17 protein-coding genes are annotated in these 21,818 nt (G+C 48.7%); 6 read left to right on the plus strand and 11 right to left on the minus strand.

What is annotated here, in order from left to right; genetic code table 11:
• Positions 1-103 precede the first annotated feature (103 nt).
• Positions 104-1,360, plus strand: coding sequence for an MFS transporter (locus ACR9Y8_RS10195; protein WP_481213153.1), 1,257 nt, complete (start codon positions 104-106; stop codon positions 1,358-1,360).
• Here ACR9Y8_RS10195 and ACR9Y8_RS10200 read toward each other — a convergent pair whose 3' ends face one another.
• Positions 1,361-1,855 carry a YkgJ family cysteine cluster protein gene (locus ACR9Y8_RS10200; protein ID WP_481213154.1) on the minus strand — a complete coding sequence of 165 codons (495 nt, stop codon included), beginning with the start codon at positions 1,853-1,855 and terminating at the stop codon, positions 1,361-1,363.
• Between the two features lie 215 nt (positions 1,856-2,070).
• Here ACR9Y8_RS10200 and ACR9Y8_RS10205 point away from each other — a divergent pair, with 215 nt between their 5' ends.
• The 4 genes from ACR9Y8_RS10205 to ACR9Y8_RS10220 all read left to right on the plus strand — a co-directional run bounded on the left by ACR9Y8_RS10205 (position 2,071) and on the right by ACR9Y8_RS10220 (position 6,031).
• Positions 2,071-3,738, plus strand: coding sequence for an aminomethyl-transferring glycine dehydrogenase (locus tag ACR9Y8_RS10205; RefSeq protein WP_481213155.1), 1,668 nt, complete (start codon positions 2,071-2,073; stop codon positions 3,736-3,738).
• Positions 3,650-4,972, plus strand: a complete 1,323-nt coding sequence (locus ACR9Y8_RS10210) for an aminomethyl-transferring glycine dehydrogenase (RefSeq protein WP_481213156.1) — start codon at positions 3,650-3,652, stop codon at positions 4,970-4,972. Before ACR9Y8_RS10205 ends, ACR9Y8_RS10210 begins: the two co-directional genes overlap by 89 nt.
• A 113-nt stretch (positions 4,973-5,085) precedes the next feature.
• Positions 5,086-5,421, plus strand: a complete 336-nt coding sequence (locus tag ACR9Y8_RS10215; protein ID WP_481213157.1) for a hypothetical protein — start codon at positions 5,086-5,088, stop codon at positions 5,419-5,421.
• A 97-nt stretch (positions 5,422-5,518) separates the two neighbouring features.
• Entirely contained in the window at positions 5,519-6,031 is a 513-nt protein-coding gene (locus tag ACR9Y8_RS10220) for a hypothetical protein (RefSeq protein ID WP_481213158.1), read from the plus strand.
• 81 nt (positions 6,032-6,112) lie between these two features.
• Here ACR9Y8_RS10220 and ACR9Y8_RS10225 read toward each other — a convergent pair whose 3' ends face one another.
• The 6 genes from ACR9Y8_RS10225 to ACR9Y8_RS10250 all read right to left on the minus strand — a co-directional run bounded on the left by ACR9Y8_RS10225 (position 6,113) and on the right by ACR9Y8_RS10250 (position 16,912).
• Positions 6,113-9,427, minus strand: coding sequence for a VCBS repeat-containing protein (locus tag ACR9Y8_RS10225; RefSeq protein ID WP_481213159.1), 3,315 nt, complete (start codon positions 9,425-9,427; stop codon positions 6,113-6,115).
• A 5-nt stretch (positions 9,428-9,432) separates the two neighbouring features.
• A complete protein-coding gene (locus ACR9Y8_RS10230) occupies positions 9,433-11,001 on the minus strand; it encodes a RagB/SusD family nutrient uptake outer membrane protein (protein WP_481213160.1) in 1,569 nt (522 codons plus the stop codon).
• Between the two features lie 28 nt (positions 11,002-11,029).
• Positions 11,030-14,476: a TonB-dependent receptor gene (locus ACR9Y8_RS10235; RefSeq protein WP_481213161.1), complete on the minus strand. Its 3,447-nt coding sequence runs from the start codon at positions 14,474-14,476 to the stop codon at positions 11,030-11,032.
• A 249-nt stretch (positions 14,477-14,725) separates the two neighbouring features.
• On the minus strand, positions 14,726-15,835 hold the full coding sequence (locus ACR9Y8_RS10240) for a FecR family protein (protein WP_481213162.1): 1,110 nt from the start codon (positions 15,833-15,835) through the stop codon (positions 14,726-14,728).
• A 78-nt stretch (positions 15,836-15,913) separates the two neighbouring features.
• The gene (locus tag ACR9Y8_RS10245) at positions 15,914-16,489 is read right to left on the minus strand and encodes an RNA polymerase sigma factor (RefSeq protein WP_481213163.1); all 576 of its coding nucleotides are present in this window, start codon (positions 16,487-16,489) and stop codon (positions 15,914-15,916) included.
• A gap of 66 nt (positions 16,490-16,555) precedes the next feature.
• Positions 16,556-16,912 carry an MmcQ/YjbR family DNA-binding protein gene (locus ACR9Y8_RS10250; protein WP_481213164.1) on the minus strand — a complete coding sequence of 119 codons (357 nt, stop codon included), beginning with the start codon at positions 16,910-16,912 and terminating at the stop codon, positions 16,556-16,558.
• Between the two features lie 48 nt (positions 16,913-16,960).
• Between ACR9Y8_RS10250 and ACR9Y8_RS10255 the strand changes: the two genes are divergently transcribed.
• Positions 16,961-18,853, plus strand: a complete 1,893-nt coding sequence (locus ACR9Y8_RS10255; protein ID WP_481213165.1) for a CocE/NonD family hydrolase — start codon at positions 16,961-16,963, stop codon at positions 18,851-18,853.
• Between the two features lie 224 nt (positions 18,854-19,077).
• On the opposite strand, the gene ACR9Y8_RS10260 is transcribed toward ACR9Y8_RS10255, so the two are convergent.
• From ACR9Y8_RS10260 to ACR9Y8_RS10275, 4 genes are all read right to left on the minus strand, one after another.
• Positions 19,078-19,650 (minus strand): Crp/Fnr family transcriptional regulator, encoded by a 573-nt coding sequence (locus tag ACR9Y8_RS10260; protein WP_481213166.1) that lies wholly within the window; start codon positions 19,648-19,650, stop codon positions 19,078-19,080.
• 1,079 nt (positions 19,651-20,729) lie between these two features.
• Positions 20,730-20,915 carry a helix-turn-helix domain-containing protein gene (locus ACR9Y8_RS10265; protein WP_481216220.1) on the minus strand — a complete coding sequence of 62 codons (186 nt, stop codon included), beginning with the start codon at positions 20,913-20,915 and terminating at the stop codon, positions 20,730-20,732.
• A 57-nt stretch (positions 20,916-20,972) separates the two neighbouring features.
• Positions 20,973-21,476, minus strand: coding sequence for a DoxX family protein (locus ACR9Y8_RS10270; RefSeq protein ID WP_481213167.1), 504 nt, complete (start codon positions 21,474-21,476; stop codon positions 20,973-20,975).
• 119 nt (positions 21,477-21,595) lie between these two features.
• On the minus strand, positions 21,596-21,778 hold the full coding sequence (locus tag ACR9Y8_RS10275; RefSeq protein ID WP_481213168.1) for a hypothetical protein: 183 nt from the start codon (positions 21,776-21,778) through the stop codon (positions 21,596-21,598).
• Positions 21,779-21,818: the final 40 nt, after the last annotated feature.

Below are 21,818 nucleotides of genomic sequence, written 5' to 3' on the forward strand. Positions count from 1 at the left end.
TCAGTTGTCAGTGACCGCAGCGATAGTGATTAAATTACTGACAACTGACAACTAACAACTGCCAACTTTATTATTTTTGTACCGCTAATCAAAACTCATCAGATTGGACTCGTCGGCTACCACTAAGAATGACCCTTACGCTTCGCTGCGCATTCCGGAATTCAACTACTATCTCATTATCCGTTTTGCGACCATCTTTGCGCTCACCATGCAGTTTACCATTATAGAATGGAAAGTATACGAGTTGTCGCGTGATCCCTTTTCCCTAGGCCTGATAGGATTGGCAGAGGTGATCCCGGCCGTGCTGCTGGCGCCCTTTGCAGGCCATATGGTAGATAAACGGGAAAAGCGAGGTATGCTGCTGGCTTGTGTTTCCTCCTATATTGTATTAGGCACCGGTTTGTTCTTCCTTACCTGGGACCGCGCTGTACAAGGCCTGCCTACGGCCCTGGTACTGAATCTTATTTATGCGCTGGTGTTCCTCGGAGGCATTGTAAGAGCCTTTACCAGTCCGTCTAACTTTACCATGATGGCCCTGCTGGTACCGCGGCAGCTGTATGCCAATGCCTCTACCTGGAGCAGCAGCGCCTGGCAGATCGGGGCGATGGCCGGACCAGCACTGGGCGGGCTTTTCATACACCTGTTTGGCGTGCACTGGTCGATGTTGATCGTGGTGGCCATTTTCCTGGCGCCGCTATACAGCCTGCTACAGATCACACCTAAACCTATCCATTATAAATCACAGGGAGAAGGCTTTATTGCAGGGCTTACCAAGGGCATGCGCTTTGTATGGCAGACCAAAGTGGTGCTGAATGCCATGGCCCTGGATATGTTTGCGGTATTGTTTGGCGGGGCTACGGCTATGCTGCCAGCCTTTGCTACGGACGTGCTGCATGTGGGATCACTAGAGTTCGGTTTCTTACGTGCAGCAGTGGCGGTAGGTTCGCTGACCACAATGTTCATACTGGCTTATAAACCATTGGTGACAAAGCCCGGTATCAAGCTGCTGGCAGCGGTATTCGGTTTCGGATTGTGTATTATCGTATTCGGCCTTTCGAAAAGCTTTTATCTGTCCTTTGCTGCACTGCTGATCAGCGGTATGCTGGACGGTATCAGCGTGATCACCCGGCAAACCATCCTGCAGCTGAAAACGCCGGATGACATGCGGGGCAGAGTGGCATCTGTGAGCTCAATGTTCGTGGGCTCTTCCAATGAGCTGGGCGCATTTGAAAGCGGGTTTGCCGCCCGCCTGATGGGATTGGTGCCGTCGGTAGTATTTGGCGGATGCGTAACGCTGGGTGTGGTGATCACTACTTATATCATCTCTCCGGCCATGAGAAAGCTGGATCTGCGGGCATAGCTATTTCATGATATCTTTTAATCTTTCCAGCACGTAATAAACAGCCGGACAAATCGTACTGTTCAGGTAGGTGGTATTAGGCCGCTTGAAAAAGTCGTAGCTGTCTGTATAAGGATAGTTCTCACAATCGCCGGGCCTTACATCGTAAATGCTGCAGTAATTATCCGCTCCCAGGAAGGGACAGGGCGTTCTTTTCACCACGTAATCACCATCCTCATCCAGTCTGAGATAGGTTTCGATAAACACAGACTCCTTCATGCCCAGGTGTTTGGAAATGCGTTTGATATCAGGGGTTTTAAAGCGGGGGCTGATGGTTTTACAGCAACCGGCGCATTGCAGGCAATCAATATGGCTAAAAGCCTCTTCATGCAGCTCCGGCAGGAGCTTCTCCACTCCTTTCCCCCTTTTGGTCTGTAGTTTTTGCAGGAATTGTTTATTGGCCTTCTGCTTTTCCTTGGCCTTCAGCTCCCAGTTCTGTAATAACGGATGGTCCATTGGCGCAAAGGTACGAGGAAAAGTCCATGGTCCATAGTCCATGGACCATAGCGTTTTCTTTAGCGGGCAAGTTGTCCGGCCTGATATGCTATGGACTATGGACTATCGACTATGGACAAATCTGTGACAATTAACCTTCTGCTACAGGCCCATTTATCACCACAGTTTCCACACTCTCCGGGCCGGTTTGGCGGTTGCTCAAAAACAATATAGTTTTGCACATTCATTTCAATTATTACCTGCTTCATATCATGAATCTTTTTGATATTCAACAAAATGAGTTCGTCTCCCGGCATATCGGTCCGAACGAATCTGAAACCAACCAGATGCTGGATACTGTCGGCGAACCTTCCCTGGACGCGTTAGTGAGCAAGACCGTACCGGGCAGCATCCGTATGCAGCGCCCGCTGGCCATACCGGCTGCCATGAGCGAGAGTGATTACCTGCGCCACCTGAAGGAGGTATCCCTGAAGAATAAGGTATTCCGCAATTGCATTGGGCAAGGTTACTACGATACCATTACGCCCAGCGTTATTTTACGTAACATTTTCGAGAATCCGGGATGGTATACCCAATATACGCCCTACCAGGCTGAGATCTCGCAAGGACGCCTGGAGAGCCTGCTGAACTTCCAGACCATGGTATCCGATCTTACCGGTCTGCCTATCGCCAACGCTTCCCTGCTGGATGAAGCTACGGCGGCAGCGGAAGCCATGACCATGTTCTTTAATGCACTGAACCGCGATCACGAGCACATTGCCCGTCCTAAGTTCTTTGTAGACAATAACGTGTTCCCGCAAACCAAAGACGTGATCTTTACCCGTGCTACCCCGCTGAACATCGAGGTAGTATGCGGCGATTACCATACCGCGCAGCTGGACGCCTCCTACTTTGGCGCATTGCTGCAATACCCCAATGACCTGGGCGCTGTAGAAGATTACCGTGCTTTCATTGAAAAGGTACATGCCACCGGCGCTTATGTAGCCATGGCTACCGACCTGCTGGCCCTGACCCTGCTGACCCCTCCGGGTGAGCTGGGCGCCGACGCTGCACTGGGCTCTGCTCAACGTTTTGGTGTTCCATTGGGCTTTGGCGGTCCGCACGCTGCTTTCTTTGCTGTAAAAGATGATTTTAAACGCGCTATCCCAGGCCGTATCATTGGTGTAAGCATCGACGCACAAGGCAACCGCGCACTGCGTATGGCCCTGCAAACCCGCGAGCAGCACATTAAACGCGAAAAAGCTACTTCCAATATCTGTACCGCACAGGCATTGCTGGCCAATATGGCGGCGATGTACGCAGTGTTCCACGGACCTAAAGGCCTGCAGCAGATCGCTACCAGGATCCACCTGCTGAGCACTGCACTGGCAGAAAAGCTGAAAGCTAAAGGCTTAACGCTGAAAGCGGAGCAGTTCTTTGATACCCTGGTAGTAAGCTCAACTAACGTGGCTGCTGTGAGAAGCAAAGCTGAAGCAGCCGCTATCAACTTCCGCTACTTCGGTGATGACCGTATTGGTATCTCACTGGACGAAACCACTACCATCCAGGATGTGAACGATATACTGCAGATCTTTGACGCAGGCCAGCTGTCTGCCAGCCTTGAGCTGAAAGGCAAGATCCCCGCTGCGCTGGAACGTACTTCTCCTTACCTGCTGCACCCGGTGTTCAACACTCACCACAGCGAAACAGAGATGATGCGTTACATCAAAATGCTGGAGAATAAAGATCTCTCGCTGAATACGTCTATGATCTCCCTCGGCTCCTGCACCATGAAACTGAACGCAGCTACCGAGAATGATCCCTTTGAGCTGGGCGCACTGGAGCAAGATGCACCCCTTTGCTCCTGCCTCACAGACTGGCGGCTACAAACAGATCACCGATGAGCTGAGCGAGTACCTCAGCCAGATCACCGGGTTTGACGCCTGCAGCCTGCAGCCTAACAGTGGCGCACAAGGCGAATACGCTGGTCTGCTGGTGATCAAAGCTTATCACGAAAGCCGTGGCGAAGGTCACCGCAATGTAATGCTGATCCCTATCTCCGCCCACGGTACCAACCCTGCTTCTGCAGTGATGGCCGGCTTTAAGGTAGTAGTAGTGAAAGCGCTGGAGAACGGTTACATCGATGTAGCCGATCTGAAAGCCAAAGCAGCTGCCCATGCAAAAGACCTGGCAGGTATCATGATCACCTATCCTTCCACTTACGGTGTGTATGAGGAGAGTGTGAAAGAGATCTGCAGCATCATACACGAACACGGCGGACAGGTATATATGGACGGCGCCAACATGAACGCACAGGTAGGCTTAACAGCCCCGGGCCTGATCGGCGCGGATGTGTGCCACCTGAACCTGCATAAGACCTTTGCAATTCCGCACGGTGGCGGTGGTCCCGGAATGGGCCCCATCTGCGTAGCCAAACACCTGGCTCCTTTCCTGCCCGGGCACGTATCCCTGAACGGACAAGAGAAAACACAGGCTGTTTCTGCCGCGCCGTACGGTTCTGCCAGCATCCTGCTGATCTCGTACGCCTATATCCGTTTGCTGGGCGCCAATGGCGTTAAGCAAGCTTCTGAATATGCGATCCTGAATGCCAACTACATGAAGGCAAGACTGGAAAAAGCTTATGACATACTGTACACTGGTGTGAATGGCACCTGTGCGCACGAGTTCATTGTAGACCTGCGCCCCTTCAAGACCAGCGCAGGCATTGAGGCCGAAGACGTGGCTAAACGCCTGATGGACTACGGTTTTCATGCCCCTACCATGAGCTTCCCGGTACCGGGCACCATCATGATAGAGCCTACGGAAAGTGAAGACAAGGCTGAACTGGACCGCTTCTGCGACGCCCTGCTTGCCATCCGCGAAGAGATCAGGGCAGTAGAAGAAGGCAAGGCAGACAAGCAGCAGAACGTGCTGAAAAATGCACCGCATACACAGTTTGTGATCACTGCCGATAAATGGCCTTTTGCGTATAGCCGCCAGCAGGCCGCTTATCCGCTGGAGTATGTGAAGCTGAACAAATTCTGGCCTTCTGTAAGCCGTGTAAACAATACGCATGGCGACAGGAACCTGATCTGTACCTGCGAGCCTGTGAGCGCTTATGCAGAAGCAGAAGCTTAAACAACCTTTAGTCATTAACATCTTTATAACAATGTGCCATCACGGGAGCTCCGTGATGGCACATTTATTTTGGGTATATTTATAAAAGGATAATTGATCGCCTAATCCATGTCATGAGTATCGAAAAAATATACTTTACCCTACTGGTATACATAAAACCTGGCCAATACGAGACCTTCCAAGAATATGAAAGAAAAGTGCTTCCGCTGCTTCCTTCCTTCAATGGTATGCTGGAATTACGCCTGAAAACGGATAAAAAGGCCGACGAAACAGAGGTGCCAGACGAGATCCATGTACTGTCCTTCCATTCCATGAATGATTTCGAGCGCTATCGTACGGACGACCGCCGTAAGCAGTTCCTGGAAATGTTCCACTCTTCTGTAGAAAAAGCTATGCTGATCAAGGGAAAGGACATTAAGACACCGGGAACAAACGGCCTGTTTGAGTAAGCGGCCAATATACTGAAAAAAATAAAATATTATATATTAAAACAAAATAATTACTTATTTATATATATATTAGCTATAAGAAAACCCTTACTTTCTTATGCAAGATTTCTCTTTTATGACTACAGAGGAGCATTTTCTATTGCAGGATGCCCTCAAAAAGAATAAAAAACAAGTCATCAAGTTCCTATTTATTGGCCTTTTCCTAATGGTATTAGCAGTAGTAATACCACAGCTCTTCCTCAGAAATAATACGGCAGAAGAAACAGAGCAGTCTATGTTCTCTTACAAGAACGGATGGTTCTGGATCTGGCTTTTGTCCTTTGTTGTAGCACTAATATTTGCCCTGATCAAGGTAACGGAAGTACGTTACTTTACCATCCGCAAAGACCTGATCAAGCTGCAAAAGGGACAGATCAACGCCCCGCTGGAAGCCGTATATCATGAGAATAACAACACCCAGACGAATTTCATGGTACAGATCCCGGATACAAAACGGAAACGCCTGTTTTACTGGACCCGCGGCGCCCTGGATGGCTACCGGGTAGGTAATGAAGTGGAGATCAGCTATGCGAGGTATTCCAGGGTGATACTGGCGATAAATAAAAAGTAAAGAGTTGACAGTTGTCAGTTGTCAGTGAATAAAGCGAATTAATATCCGAGGCAATCACTGACAACTGACAACTGACAACTGTCAACTTTTTTTTATCCGGAAAGCTCTGAGAGAGTCGTTGTTAACCGCCGCCAGCACTATTCTCTGGCCCGCAGGGGAGGCAATCATCGCCAGGTCTTTAACATCCCCGTTCAATATAAACCCGCTTTCTGCAGGGGGCACTGCTTTGAATGTTTTTCCTTTACTGCCTTTCAGCAAACAGCCATAGAGGGCGTCGTAACGCCCGGTCATCACGTCTGCCTGGTATTCATTGCCAGCCAGCAGCAGGTCTGTATACCCATCGTTGTCAATATCGGCGCAGGTAATGGCATTTACGGGGCCGAATTGAGCTTCATTGGGTAAGGGATGTTTTCTGAACCGGCCATTGCCCAGGTTCTCCAGGAAACAGCTGCGCGTTTCATCGCAAGTGAATTTGAGCAGGCCTTCTGTTTTTCCTTTGAAGAGATCATCAAAAGTGGCGCGGGCATAATCGCGGTGATAGAGAAATTTCTTTTTAACGCCGGGTACCTGTTCTGATAACTGCCCGCGGTTGATGGCCGGGTAAGCGTGCCGCTGGCCATCATTCCCCATGATATAGTAAAAAGGGATCGGGTCTATGCTGCCATTGCCATCCAGGTCTGCCGCAAAGAGCTGCATGGGATGGGTGGAGTCTACATGGTATACACAGTTAAGGCCATAGTTACCGGCTATGAGGTCTGTATCGCCGTCATGATCAATATCGACGGCGGCAAGGCTGCGCCACATGCCGTTTACCTGGGAAAGGCCGGTGCTGAGTTCTTTCAGACGACCATGATCATTTCTGAAAAAGCGTACCGGCATCCAGTCGCCGGCGATCACCAGGTCTGCCTGATGATCATTATCGAGATCGGTCCAGATGGCGGAGGTGATCATTCCGGCTTTTTGCAAAGTGGGGCATACGGTGGATGTAACATCTGTAAATATGCCTTTATCGTTGCGGAGGATATAGCTGTTGGGCGCCAATGGATAAGTAGAAGACACCCGCCCTCCTATGAACAGATCGGGATCGCCGTCTCCGTCATAATCACCTGCGGTAACACAGCCGGCAATGGTGCTGATACCGGGAGGAATGGCCGCAGGCTGCAATGTGAAATGGCCTTTGCCATCGTTGAGATAGAGGCGTGGACGATAGTAAGGAGAACCTTCCGGGTAACGGGTATCGCCGCTGGTAATGAGCAGATCAAGGTCTTTGTCACCGTCTGCATCCAGCAGGATACAGTCAGTGTCTTCCTGGCGTTTAGTGCTGTCAGAAAGCGGGTGCCCTGTAAAGGTACCGTTAGGTTGTTGCAGGAATACCTGCCCGGAAAAGTTAAATGCGCCGCCAACAAAAAAGTCAGTACGCCCGTCCCCATTCAGATCACCTGTTGCAATATAAGGCCCCTGCTGGGAGTATTTCTGCGGCAGCAGGCGCTGGGTATTAAAATCATTAATAGGGTTGTCTACATGCCTGTAAATGGCCTGTAAACCGTCTGTAACATCATCCAGCATGGTAAGCGGGGGATGAAGGAGAACAGGCCCCTGCTGTACCGCGTTTTTGGCGTAGAGGGTCAGCACGGTATCCGCTTTAATGTTGCGCAGCGTCTCCCGGCTGTTATCCGGCCATACTACCGATACAGAATCTGCCTGCTGATCATCTCCCAGGCCGAACAGCAAACGCTGATCTACCGAAGAGCAATAGCCGCGTACCGGGCTTTGCTCCTGCATATAGGCGGCGCCGTTATGATACACGCACACTTTGGCGCCAAAGCCGTGCAGGTTAGTGTTCGTGCCTTTCAGATCAATGCCGAGGTAATGATGACGGGCATTGTTAATGAAGACAAAAGCAGGATCATTGATATTATTAATCACCAGGTCAGCATCGCCATCATTATCCAGGTCGGCCCAGGCAGCACCGTTGGACATAGAAGGCTCGTTGATACCTGCCTTAGCCGAGGCGTCTGTAAAAGTATAGTCGTGGTTATTCAGGTACAGGTAGTTACTGAGCTTGATATGATCGAGGGAAATGAGCTTCTCGCGGATGTGTTTGCGTTGTTCCTGTTTATCGCGGATGTTGCCCAGGTTGTTGGTAAAATCCAGGAAGTCGGCATTGATAAAATCGCGGCCAATGCCGTTGGTGATGTGCATGTCTTTCCAGCCGTCGTTATCAAAATCCGCCATGAGCACGCTCCAGCTCCAGTCTGTTTCGGAAATGCCTGCCAGCTGTCCGATCTCGCTGAAGAAAGGCACCTGGCTGTTGGGATAAACGCCATTATTTAGCTGGAGCATGTTGCGCATGAAGGAAGGCTCGTAGCCCATGTTGCGTTCCGCTTCGTAGCGGTCGTAGTTCATGAAGGAGTACATCAGCTTTTTACGCTCGTTGTGCTCGGGCATCATGTCGAGGGTAGCAATGTCTGGAAGGCCGTCGTTATTAATGTCGGCTACATCGGCGCCCATGCTGGAATAGCCCTGGTGCCGGGTAGACCGGGCAATACTATTACTGAAAGTACCGTCGTGGTTGTTCAACCAGAGCTCGTCGTTGGAAAGAAAATCATTAGCCACATAGATGTCTGGCCAGCCATCATTATTGAGATCGCTGATCACCAGGCCGAGACCATAGCCGTCTTCTTTGATACCTGCATCCAGCGTTACATCTTTGAATACCGGATGAGCAGCGCCGGGAGGTGTGCCTTCGTTACGGTACAGCTTATCATTGGCAGGAGAATGCCCACTGAGATCTTTTGGGAAAATGGTGTTGGCATTAGGACCATTGAGCATGTAATTGAGCAGGTATATATCCAGGTCGCCATCTTTATCATAATCAAAGAATGCGGCCTGGGTAGAATAACTGGTATCTGCCAATCCATATTCGCTGGCAGATTCTTTAAAAGTAAGATCATGCTGGTTGATGAACAGCAGCGTGTGGGCGCGTTGCTGCAGGTCTTTACCGAAGGTGCAGACGAAGATATCATCGTAACCATCGTTGTTCACATCTGCGATGCTTACACCGGTGGCCCATACCTCGTGGGTAGTAAGGCCTGCCTTTTCTGTTATATCATCGAACTGATGATTCCCCTTGTTCAGATAAAGGCGGCAGCTTACCTGGTTACCGGCAAAGAAAATATCTTTCAGTCCGTCGTTGTTAAAATCGCCTATCCCTACTCCACCGCCCATGTAGCCGAATTCGTTGATAAAGGAAGCGGAGGTATCATCTTCCCTGATATCGTTGCTAAAGCGGATGCCGGATTGTGATGCAGGCAGGGTTGTAAATAAAGCATGCTGTGCTGACTGCTTACAAGCGGCAGCCAGCACAGCGAAGAAGAATAATATACGAATGTTCATGTTTATCAATAACCCGGATTCTGCTTGTTGATACCGCCGGCGCCCAGTTCGGGATTATTATCTATTTCAGCTTGCGGGATAGGTAACAGTTCATCGCGGTTGGCCCTGAAATAAGGCAGCGGATCTGTGGTGAAGTATCCCTTCTTTCTCCAGCGGAGGATATCACGGTTGCGCACTTCTTCATCTCCTAATTCTACTGTTCTTTCATGCATGATGGCCTTGATCAGTTCTGCTTTACTGTTGCAGGGATATTTGGCGGTAGGATAATGCGGCATTGCTACATCTGCCCTGTCGCGTATCTGGTTGAGGTAGCCTGTCACCACAGCGGGCGCGCTACCCAGTTCAGCTTCGCATTCAGCCATCATCAGCAGCACGTCTGCATAGCGGATGATGCGCTGGTTGATGCCACCGGGATGGAAGGTATTGTTGTCTTTATAGATCAGCATAAACTTGCGCCAGCTCACCTTTTTAGTAACACCGTTCACAACGGAAGCATTACCATTCTGAGCGGCATCCGTCAGCGTCAAGGTATTATTGAAATACTTATCGCCTGTTTGATATACAGAAAACGCATAGCGCGGATCTGTTTTCGGTATGGTAGTACCGTTTTGAAATTCAAACTCATTCAGGAAGCGGTTGGAGGGAATGAGGTTACGCCATGCGATAGGAGAATACTCCTGGTTGCGCACCGTGCTTTGCGGTTGCGCGTTCGGCTGATCATCGCCGGTATATCCCCAGTTAAAGTTATTATCTCCACGATCAAAGAATACCGCTTCGAAGATTGATTCTGCGTTGAACTCATGCTCCTCATCAAAGTTGGAGCTGTAGTTAGGCATCAGGCTATAAAGTCCTGAGCTGATCACGGCCTGCAGCGCAGTTTTCGCAGCGGCATAGTCGCCTTTCTGCATCTGTACGCGGGCCAGCATAGCCTGGGCAGCGCCTTTGGTAGCACGCCCCTGGTCATCTGTGGTAGCCGGCAGGGAGGTGATAGCTTCTGTAAGGTCGGTGATGACCTGGGTATATACTTCTGCTTCCGCTTTCCTGGGCTGGAACTTATCTGGCGCAGTGACCTGTGTGGTGTACACTGGTACAGCGCCCCACAAAGATACCAGTTCAAAATAGGCCCATCCGCGGAAGAATTTGGCCTCGCCTACGCAGCGGTCGCGCAGCTCGGTGTTGTCTGTTACATTCGGGCCGTTATCGATGACGGTATTGGCGCGGTGGATCACTGTATAGAGACCGTTCCAAACGTTATTCATAACAGCATTATCGGCAGTAGTGGCGCCGTTGAGCATCTGCGCCCTGGGCACTTCCAACTGGCCGCCGCCGCTGTTCACATCGTCGCTTCTGAGATCATGCAGGAAGAACCATTCCCTGCCCACCAGGGCGGCGGAGTGGAAGATCGAGTAAATGGCATTGGTACCGCCCAGCAGTTCCGAGCTGTTCTTAAAGTATGTTTCCAGCGTAGGGTGGCTGGGATCTGTTTTTTCCAGCTGTTTATTACAGGCGATGAACACCGTTCCTGCTACCATAGCAACGCCAGCCAACGCTTTATATAGATTTGAATATTTCATACTGATACTTTTAAAATTTCATGTAACATTAAAAACCAACCTGGAGACCAACCTGGAAAGACCTTGCAGCAGGATACTGCCCATAGTCGATACCGTTGGTCAGCGTAGTGTTCTTTGACCCGATCTCGGGGTCCCAGCCTTTATAGCCGGTAAATGTTACCAGGTTCTGAGATGACACATACACCCTAAAGCTGCTGATAGTGCCTCTTGTGAGGGATTTCAGCCTGGTGCCGGGAATGTTGTATCCCAGTATGATGTTCTTCAGGCGCAGGTAAGAACCGTTTTCTATCCAGCGGGTAGAAGGGCGTACGTTCTGGTTAGGATCGCCGCTCACAGCACGGGGAACGTCGGTATTGGTATTGGTGGGCGTCCATGCATCCAATACAGCGGTACCTGAATTAAACAGGCGGGCCATGCCTTCTGTGATCACCCTGGCGGCGTTAAAGATCTTGTTGCCCTGTACTCCCTGGAAGAACACGGAGAGGTCAAAGTTCTTATAGTTGGCGCCGAGGTTCAGGGCGTAGGTAAAGTCGGGGATATAACTGCCCAGGTAGGTGCGGTCTGCATCCGTGATCTTACCATCGCCGTTAATGTCTTTGAATTTCAGATCGCCTTTTGCGGTGCTTTTTGCGGGATCAGTGCCAGGATTTTGTACCGGGCTTTTCTGCACCTCTTCGTCTGTCTGGAAGATGCCCTCCACGACGTATCCATAGTAAGATTGGATAGGATGACCGGCGGCCGTACGGGTAATAGCCGCGCCACCGCCAAAGTCCTGGTCACCACCCTGGTCAATGGTAGCATTGGGCGTATTCATCTTCAGCACCTTATTGCGGATGAAAGTGATGTTACCACTGGCATTCCACGTAAAATCGCCTTTTGTTTTATTGTAGCCTGCCTGCAGTTCAACCCCTTTATTCTCCATAGATGCGGCATTCTGATAAGAGCCTACGCCATTAAATCCGAATGATCCGGGAGTGGGTACATTCAGGATCAGGTTATCAGTTTTTCTCCTGAAATATTCTGCGGACAATGTAACCTTGTTATCCAGCAAACCCAGGTCCAGACCGATGTTTATCTGCTTGGTCTTTTCCCATTCCAGGTTCGGGTTGGCGAGGGTGTTATAATAAGATCCGTTGCCGGTAGTGTTGTTATTAGAGAAGGGATAGGTAGCGCCGCCAGCATAAACGGCTACCTGCCAGGGGTAATAAACGCCGCCGGTAGTAACGTTATAGAAGGCGTTCACCGCATCAAGGCCGGTTTCACCATATCCTGCCCTGAGCTTCAGTTCGGAGATAGCAGGGATACCTTTCATGAAAGGTTCACGGTCTATCTTCCAGCCTACAGAAGCAGAGGGGAAAGAAGCATACTTTTTACCCGGCGCCCATATGGACAATCCATCACGACGGATAGCAGCGCTTAACAGGTATTTTTCTCCAAATTCATAGCTCAGGCGGCCGATGTAGGATACCAGGAAATTCTCGGCTTTAATAGACTTGAAGCTCACGTTACCGGCGCCGTCGAATGTTTCTATGTCGTTAGAATTCTGGGTGCCGGAGGCGTTCTCCTGGTAATATTTCTGCCCCTGTGTTTCGAAAACAGCCACTGCGTTGAGATGGTGCTGACCAAATGTTTTATCGAAAGTAAGTTGTTGTGTATACAATTTGGTAGTAGCGTTGTTGCGCAGATCTGTGATCTTGGCTACGGCGGAGTTCCGTCCCTTATCGTCATACTTGGGCTGGAACTGATGCTGGTAAAGGTTTGCATAATCCACGCCGAAAGTAGAGCGGAATTTCAACCAGGAAGTGAGGTTTACTTCCAGGTAGGCGGTACCAAACAGCTTGAATGTTTTGTTATGCGCATTGCCCAGCAGTATGGCATCTTCGATCGGGTTGGTGGGATCCGCACCGTCAAAGCTGTTCTCCGCACCACGGAAGCCGCCTATTGTGGTAGGATCATACACCGGCAGGTAAGGCATGCTGCGCACTACGTTTACCAGGCGGGTACGGTTACCGGAAGTATTATCGTAACGCTGGTTGGAATAGGAGAAGTACAGGTTCTGGCCAAAGGTGAACAGCTTGCTGATGTTATGATCAGAATTGATACGGAAGTTACCTCTTTCGTAGTTCACTCCTTCTGCAATACCGTCTTGTTTAAAGTAGCCGGCAGAAGAATAGAACCTGGACTTTTCGTTGCCACCGCTTACCCCAAGATTATGCTGGGTGATCATACCGCTTTTGAAATAGGCATCCTGCCAGTCAGTATTGGTTTGCGCAAAGGTTTGACTGGCGCCCTGGTAAATGGGCTGGTTGAAGTTAGCCGATTCGAGGCGGGGCGGCAGGGCAATATTTGCAGCGCCGTTGAGGGCCCTTTCATATTTCAGGTACTGCTCTGTGTTGAGCAGGTCTATTTTTTTCCAGGGCCGTTGTGTACCTATATAAGAATCGAGGAACACTTTGAGATGGTTGTCCCTTTTTCCTTTTTTGGTAGAGATGATGATCACACCGTTGGTGGCGCGGGAACCGTAGATGGCAGCTGCACTCGCATCTTTCAGTACTTCTACCGCTTCTATATCGCGGGTATCGAAATTAGAAAGGTTACCGGTAGGAAAACCATCTATCACATACAGCGGATCGGATGCAAAGCTGATGGAGCTGATACCCCTGATCCTTACCAGGGCAGATGTACCGGGAGAGCCGTTGTTGGTAACGGTCAAACCAGACACCCTTCCTTGCAGGGCCTGTTCTACGCTGGCCACCGGCAGTTCTGCGATGGTCTTGGAATTCACAGAGGCAATAGCGCCGGTGAGGGTGCTTCTCTTCTGTGTACCGTAACCCACTACCACTACCTGTTCCAGCAGGGCCACATCGGGTTGCATCTGAACGGTCAGTGATGTTTCGCTCCCTACTTTTATAGAATGCGTTTTATATCCTATCATGGTGAACTCCAGCGTTTCGCCGGGATCAGCGCTGATGGAGAAGCTGCCGTTAGCATCGGTGGCAGTGCCCCTGTTGGTATTTTTTATCTGGATGGATACGCCGCCCAGGGGAGCGCCGCTTTCATCGGTGACCTTCCCGGTGATCACCTTCACCACAGCCGCTTCGGGGATCATCTTATCAGCGTCTATATGCAGGGGCAGCAGGTTACCCTGGTTGTCTGCTTTCTGGGTAAGCACGATCTGGTCGCCAGACACGTGGTAGTTAATGTCCAGCGGTTGCAGCAGCTGATCCAGCACGGCGCCCAGGCGTTGGTCGTGTGCGGTGAGCGATACCTTTTTATTGGCAGGGATCTTCTGCACGCTGTATACAAACCTGATGTCTGCCAGCTTGCTGATCTCGCCCAGTACGGATTTTACCGGTTTCTGGTCTGCAATCAAATTAATTTTCCTATCCAGCACCTCCTGGCCGCTGGTAGGCTTTGCGTAGATAATTCCTGTCAGGCAGTTTATCAGTATCAGTGGAAGTAGCCCTAGTCTCATAACCCGGTAGAATAACAAGTTAGTGGGTCTCCTTTTTTTCATAACTTTGGAAATGTTTGATTAAAGCAATCAGTTTTAACAGACGTCTTGCCCCGCTAGTTAGCCGCTGGGGGGCAATCTTACAGAGCCGGTATTGTTCGCAGCAATACCGGTTCTTTTTTCTAAGCTGGCAAAGGTGATTATGTCAATGTGGTATGCATAATAAATTGTTTACGAGTTTAACAGTTTAACGAGTTTGAATATTGCCTCTCAATCGCAGCCGCCGGCTTGTATCACCACCTGTCCGTCGATCACTTCATAATTAGCGCCTATCGCTCTGCAAACCAGGTCCAGTTTACGATAGAAGGGCTCGTGCCGGAGGTCTGCTGTTACGGTACAATGCTGTAATAGTTCAGTGTCGTATACGATGGTAATGTCATAGGCCCTGGCGATAGCGTCGAACACTTTATCCAGTGGCGCTTCATCGTATACCATGTTACGGTCTGCTTCGGCAGACAGGGTCATCACCGGGTTTTCGAGCAGCACTTTCTGGAATTTCTGTGCGGCCTTTTCATATACCAGGCGCTGGTTGGGCGCCAGTATTACTTCGTCAGGGCTGCTGGCTACATCAGCGGCGGTCTGGCGCGGGTTTTCACTGAAGGCGGATACGCTGACCTTACCTGTTCTGACGATCACCTGTATGGTGGTATCGGCTTCAAAAGAGCGGACGCTGAAGCTGGTGCCTAATACTTTTGTAACGATATCGTTCGCAAAGACCCGGAAGGGCCGGTTAGGCGTCCTGGCTACGTCGAAAAAGGCCTCGCCGGACAGGTAAATGTCCCTGGTACCGGCGCTGTCAAAGTTCCTGGCGTAGCTGATGCGGCTATGCGGCGCGAGCTCGATGCTGCTACCATCGGGCAGTGAAAGGCGAACAGGTACATTAGACGTGTTCACGTTTTCGGTCAGGCGTCTGTCGGCCGTCAGCGAGGCGTAAGAAACTTTGGATGTACTGGGTTTCCCGCCTAAGGAAACATATTTCACACTTGCTACAGTCAATATGATTGCCATAACGGCTGCCGCTGCGTACCACCAGATATGGCGGCGGCGGGCGGTGAGCCGGGTAGGTTCGTGCTGGTCCCGGATGGTTTGCATCAGCCTGTTCACTTCATATGTCACCACATGATCCGGAATGGAAGATTCCGCTGTTTTAAGCGACTCCAAAATTCGCCGGGCTTCTGCTATAACGAGATGTTTACCCGGATGCTGGCGGAGCCAGTTATTCCAGAAGGTCTCGTCCTCTTCTTTTTTCTCATGCACCCAGCGTATGAAGTCTTCGTCAAGCACAAAGTCGGTAATATCGAACAACCGGAAATCTTTCATAGCGCCTTGTTACCTATATAAGTTCCGCGATTAAGCAGATTCTACTGGATAATTTAAAAATATTTTTTTGAGCAGCCGTTAACGGGTTATAAACTCTGTATGCCAGAGAGTTCTGAGCTTCTGGATGGTCTCATGGAGGAGGTTATAAACGGACTGGCGGCTGACACTCATCAGTTCGGCGATCTGTCCGTGGTCCAGGTGCTGGTAAAATTTAAGATAGATCACCTCCTTTTGCCTTTTGCTAAGCTGGGCAAGGGTACGTTTTACCTTTTCGGCTTTTTCTTCGGAGATCTGTTTTTCGATGATGATGCGTTCAATAGAGAATTCATGGAAAAAATCATAGTCACCCTGGAAATAGTCTAAGCCTGTTTTGCGGTCATTATAATAGAGGGCTTTAAGCACTTTATTTTTAACGGCCCGCAGCAGATAATACCGCAGTGAGAGAATAGTGCCTGCGGTTTCTCTTCTTTGCCAGAGGCTTATAAATACTTCCTGAATGCAATCCTTGATCACGGATTCATCCCGGGCAAACCTTGCAGCATAATTGTAGAGATCAGCATAATAATGCCTCATGAGCATTGCCAATGCCTGTTCACTATTCTGTTGCAATTGCTGCAGCCAAGATGCTTCCAAATGGGAAAGGCCTTCTTTCATTGGCTAGTAGTTCATAACGTTACAGCCAAATTTAAGGATATTAAATGTGAATTAGACAATTTAGTTTTAGTAACTTTTTAGCAAGTCATCCTTTACCTTTTTTGGGAGGCTGGCTACTACCAGTTCGTAAGAGTCTTTGATCCAGGAATAGATCAGTTTGTCGGAGATACCGGCGTGCATATCTACCGTGTTCCAGTGTTTTTTATTCATATGATAGCCCGGGGTGACACCATCATAGCGCTCGCGTAATTCGATTGCAATTTCCGGGTCGCATTTCAGGTTAACGCTTTCGAAGGAGGTGATGCTGGTCAGGGCGAACATCTTTCCCATGACTTTATATACCAGGGTTTCTTCTCCAAACGGGAATTCTTCTGTCACGCCTTTTAAAGAAAGACAATACTCACGGAATTGTTCTATGTGCATACGCCGAAATTAGTAAATTTATCGCTTGATCTAAACCAAAATCGACTTATGAGAAAACACCTGTGGCTGGCATTAGCCATCCTGCTTGTATTCCCGGCTTTGGCAAAAGCCGTTAATGAAGACTCTCTCTGGATGTATGAGCACTATACGAAGAAGGAGGTCTATATCCCGATGAGGGACGGGGTCCGTTTGTTTGCTTCGGTGTACCTGCCGAAGGACAATGCGGAGAAGCATCCGATACTGATGTCGCGTACACCCTACAGCTGTGCACCATACGGGGAGAAGGAATATCGCCCCTTCTGGCGTACCGAATGGCTGAATTACATGAAAGAGGGCTATATCCTCGTTGTAACGGACGTAAGAGGCCGTTGGATGAGTGAGGGTACCTTTGTGGATGTACGGCCTTATAATCCCAATAAAAAGGGCAAAAATGATATTGATGAGGCCAGTGACACCTATGATACTATCGACTGGCTGGTAAAGAACCTGCAGAACAACAACGGCAAGGTGGGCGTAACGGGGATCTCCTACCCTGGTTTTTACAGCACAATGGCAGCGCTGAGCGGTCACCCGGCTTTGAAGGCAGTAAGCCCCCAGGCGCCGGTGACGGATTGGTTCCAGGGAGATGATTTTCATCATAACGGGGCCTTCTTTGTGTTTGACGGCTTTTCTTTCTACACAGGTTTTGGTCAGCCACGGCCTAAGCCGACTACTGTCGGCCCTAAAGATTTTACCTATTATACACAGGACAGCTATAAATTCTACCTGGAAACAGGGGCTTTGAAAAACTTTGCCAGGCTGATGGGCGATAGTATTGCTTTCTGGAAAGACCTGTACAGCCATCCCAATTACGATGAGTGGTGGAAGGCCAGGAACGTGCGGCCGCATCTGCAGAACGTACAGCCGGCCATGTTAGAAGTAGGCGGTGTATTTGATGCGGAGGATTGCTTTGGCGCCTGGCATACGTATTCCGCTATCGAAAAGCAGAGCCCGCGTACCAACAACCGTCTGGTAATGGGCCCCTGGTATCATGGGCAGTGGGCCAGCAAGCATGGCGATCACCTGGGCAATGTACGTTTTGGCAGCAACACGGCTGAATGGTATTTTAAAAACATAGAGTTTCCGTTCTTCAATTACTACCTGAAAGGCAAAGGCGCGGAACCGGACATTGCGGAAGCTACTATCTTCTTTACCGGTGAAAATCAATGGAAAAAGTTAGCGCAATGGCCGCCGGCAGATATGCAGCCACAGTCCGTGTACCTGCTGCCGGATGGTAAGCTGGGATTTTCCAAACCTGCTGCCGGCAACTCATTCAGCGAGTATATCAGCGATCCCGCCAAACCGGTACCCTATACAGAGGATGTGCACTTTACCCGTACCATCAATTATATGACGGACGACCAGCGTTTTGCTGCACGCCGTCCGGATGTGCTGGTGTTTGAAAGTGAAGCGCTGCCGCATGATGTGAGCCTGGCGGGTCCCATCACGGCCGACCTGGTGGTAAGCGTTAGTGGTACGGATGCTGATTTTATCGTAAAGGTGATAGATGTGTTCCCGGATGATTTTAAATATGAAGACAATGCGACGAGCGAGCATCGCCGGGTGCCTTCTGCTACTTATCCGATGGGTGGTTACCAGATGCTGGTACGTGGAGAGGTGATGCGGGGTAAGTTTCGCAACAGTTTGGAAAAACCGGAGCCCTTTGAACCGGGTAAGCCTACGCAGGTGAAGTTTACGCTGCCGGATGTGGCGCATACTTTCCAGAAGGGTCATAAAATTATGATACAGGTGCAGAGCAGCTGGTTCCCCCTGGTGGATAGGAATCCGCAGGTGTTCACGGATATATATCATTGTGATGACAAGGATTTCCAGAAGGCGACGATCAAGATCTACCATGATGCGGAGCATGCATCAAAGGTGGAATTGCCGGTGGTGAAGTAAAAAAGTAAGTTTTCTTTAAGGAACGGGGCAAGAGGGTTCACCTTTTGTCCCGTTTTCTTTTATCTGAATTAAAGTGCTGATTATAAAATATTTAGCTTTCTAGCCCTAAGTACCCATCGTATTATTACGAGTAGTATAGGGGGGTGGTGTTTCACCGGGGTTTCAGTGGGGTTTCAGTGGGCAAAAAGGGCGTTTTATAGGGGAAGGAGTGCAATAGCATTAGCTTAACTGTTGCCTTTGTCTCTAATCCTGCTTAAAGCCGCCTGGCTCATGCCAAGGTAGGACTTGATATGAGTGAGCGGTAACCGTCGTGCCAGTTCCGGCTCTTTTTCAACGAGCTCCTGGTACCTTTCTTCTTTTGTTAATACCACAAGGTCGACCGCCCGCTGATAGAACTTAGCATAATATTGCCCCAGCAGTTTAAGGACCATTTTCTGGAAAGCGGGAAAAGCATCGCAAAGCAAACAGTAATCCTCATGGGACAGGCATATCACTTCGGTGTCCTCACACGCCTCAATATACTCCCTGCTGGGAATTTGCAGGAAGAAACTGTCGGCCGCAGCTGCAAGGTCGTTCTCGAGCATACCCCAGGTAGTAATTTCCTTTTGCCCCTTCAGCATGTAAGCTCTTAATCCACCTTTTACAATAAGGTAAATGTACCGGCAGACGTCTCCTTCTCTGAGGACAAGTTCTTGCGGAGAAAAATGCTTGAAAACAATACGGCGTTTAAGCTCCAGGAACAGCGGCTCGAAATAGGCATTATGAGCCCGTAATAGTTTAATTACCGGCTTAATCATTGGATAATGGTTTTTGATTATTTAATGATTATTATCGACAGGTCTAAGCAAAAATATGATAACGTAAATTAAAAAAAGTTGATCTGGATCATCAAATTGCATGGGGGTAATTAAAAGTTGGATTTGGTTACCCAAAATGCCTGTCAGCTTTTAATCCAGATCTATCGTCTGACACGATACATCTGTCAGCTTACAACGCACATCTGTCAGCTCGCAGCTCACATCTGTTATCTTACATCGAACGCCTTCAATCTATCACGATACATCTGTCAGCACGCAACGCACATCTGTCAGCTTGCACGATACATCTGTCAGCTTGCAGCGCACATCTGCCATCTTACATTGAACACCTTCGATCTATCAGGATATTGCTGTCGTCTTAAATTGCTGACAAGAATATTTCTGGAAAGCGCCGGTACCAAAAACAGGCCACTACAAAATTTTTTGATAAAAAACTGATTCGGATTTTCTCAAATGAGAAAATCACTCATTTTTCTTTGTTCTACCATTGCATTGTCAACGTTGATCGCATAACCTATACAGCTGCAGATGTAAAAACGATGCTGGTTGGCTTCTGCTTGCAGGGCTTCTTCTCCGGCACGAAAAGCAATATTTATTAACAATTAAAATTTAAAAAAGTGACAAGAAGACAATTAAATCTGTTGGAAATGTACCAGGCTGTATTATCTCATTTGGATAAGTTCCCCGCTGCCTGGAATCAGTTGACACCAATAATGCCGGTTGTCGATAACCGTCAATTCCTGAGAAGAATAAATTGAGCTTTGGAATTGATTTTTCCAAGTATCAATATAAAAGGCAGTATGTTGCTGTAATGAATGATAAAGGAGAGAAAATTGTTTGGGTAAATGGGTTATGCCATACATGGGGTGATAGGTGGAAAAAAGAGGTTGTTGAAGTAATGGATGGGGGAAACTGTTACTTTGGCGTGAAGATTAATTTATCGACGATGAAATGTCTTGGTGTCGGGATACATGGGTTTGGGTGAGATTTAAATCAAAGGATTATTTTTTTGCTTGGGTAAATTCTGCGAATAATTCTGAAAGGGAGATATCTAACCCTTAGGCAAGTTTGATGAGAGTAGTTACAGCAAAGTTCTTTTTGCCGTTCTCTATTTTGGAAATATCACCCTCGCTGATGCCGGTGGCAACTTCGAGTTCAAGAAGGGTAAGTTTCTTTTGGTTTCTTGCTTGCCGGAGGATTTGTCCCAGCTTTATTAATACTTCTTTGTTATCGTTCTCAATTATATGTAATTACATACAATCTATAGCTGCGAAGTCACATAAATCATACGGTAAATAACACTACTTCTCCCCAGCCAAGTTTGGCTCTTTCCGGTTATAAATTTTCCTCGCCGTCAACGCATCAATTGATAAAGCACCCGCGCCTGTAATCATAAGAGAAACCAGCCCTGCGATATACAACAAATTGATTTCATACCCCGGAGGCCCAAATACCGGTCCCTGAGGTGTCAGGCCAATCGTTTTAACAGAACTGAAGCCATAATTGATTTGAATGGTAAACATGGCAACCAACATGGTGACAATAAGCGGAATGGCAGTTATACTTACAAAAGCCCCCATTAGTATTGCAAGTCCTCCAAAAAGCTCTGTTAAGGATGTTATCCATGCCATAGCGTGAGGAAAAGGAACTCCCATCTGGATAAGCAATTTTCCAAAACTTGCCGGTCCCCTGCTTAATTTTGCCCAACCATGCACTATACATCCCGTACCTATGGCTAAGCGTAAAAATAAAGGCGCCCACTGGCGATAGTTCTTCTCTGCAATAGAAAATACCTTGCTGATCATGGTTCCGTAATTAATAGTTCAAGTTGTTGATGATTTTTGAACTATTAGTCGCATGACCTATACAATCCTTACAATTTAACCAAGGTTTTTTCTTAAAATTTATCTACTCTGCTTTTAAGTTAAAAAATGGTATATGTCGCTTCTACAAACTCCATTTGCTCGATCACCGGCTCAGCCTCCAAATGTTGGTCCCGCTCCTGCTGGAATGCTCCGAATGAGGGCAGCTCCAATAATCTTTTCTGCGCGTCATCGCTGTTATATTCGGAAAAGTGATAAAATGTCTTCCCATCGTTATGTTGCATTGCTGAGAGGTTTTAATAATATTAACCGGGTTTCAGTTCT

It is taken from the genome of Chitinophaga sp. SVR4-12A (assembly GCF_056754765.1).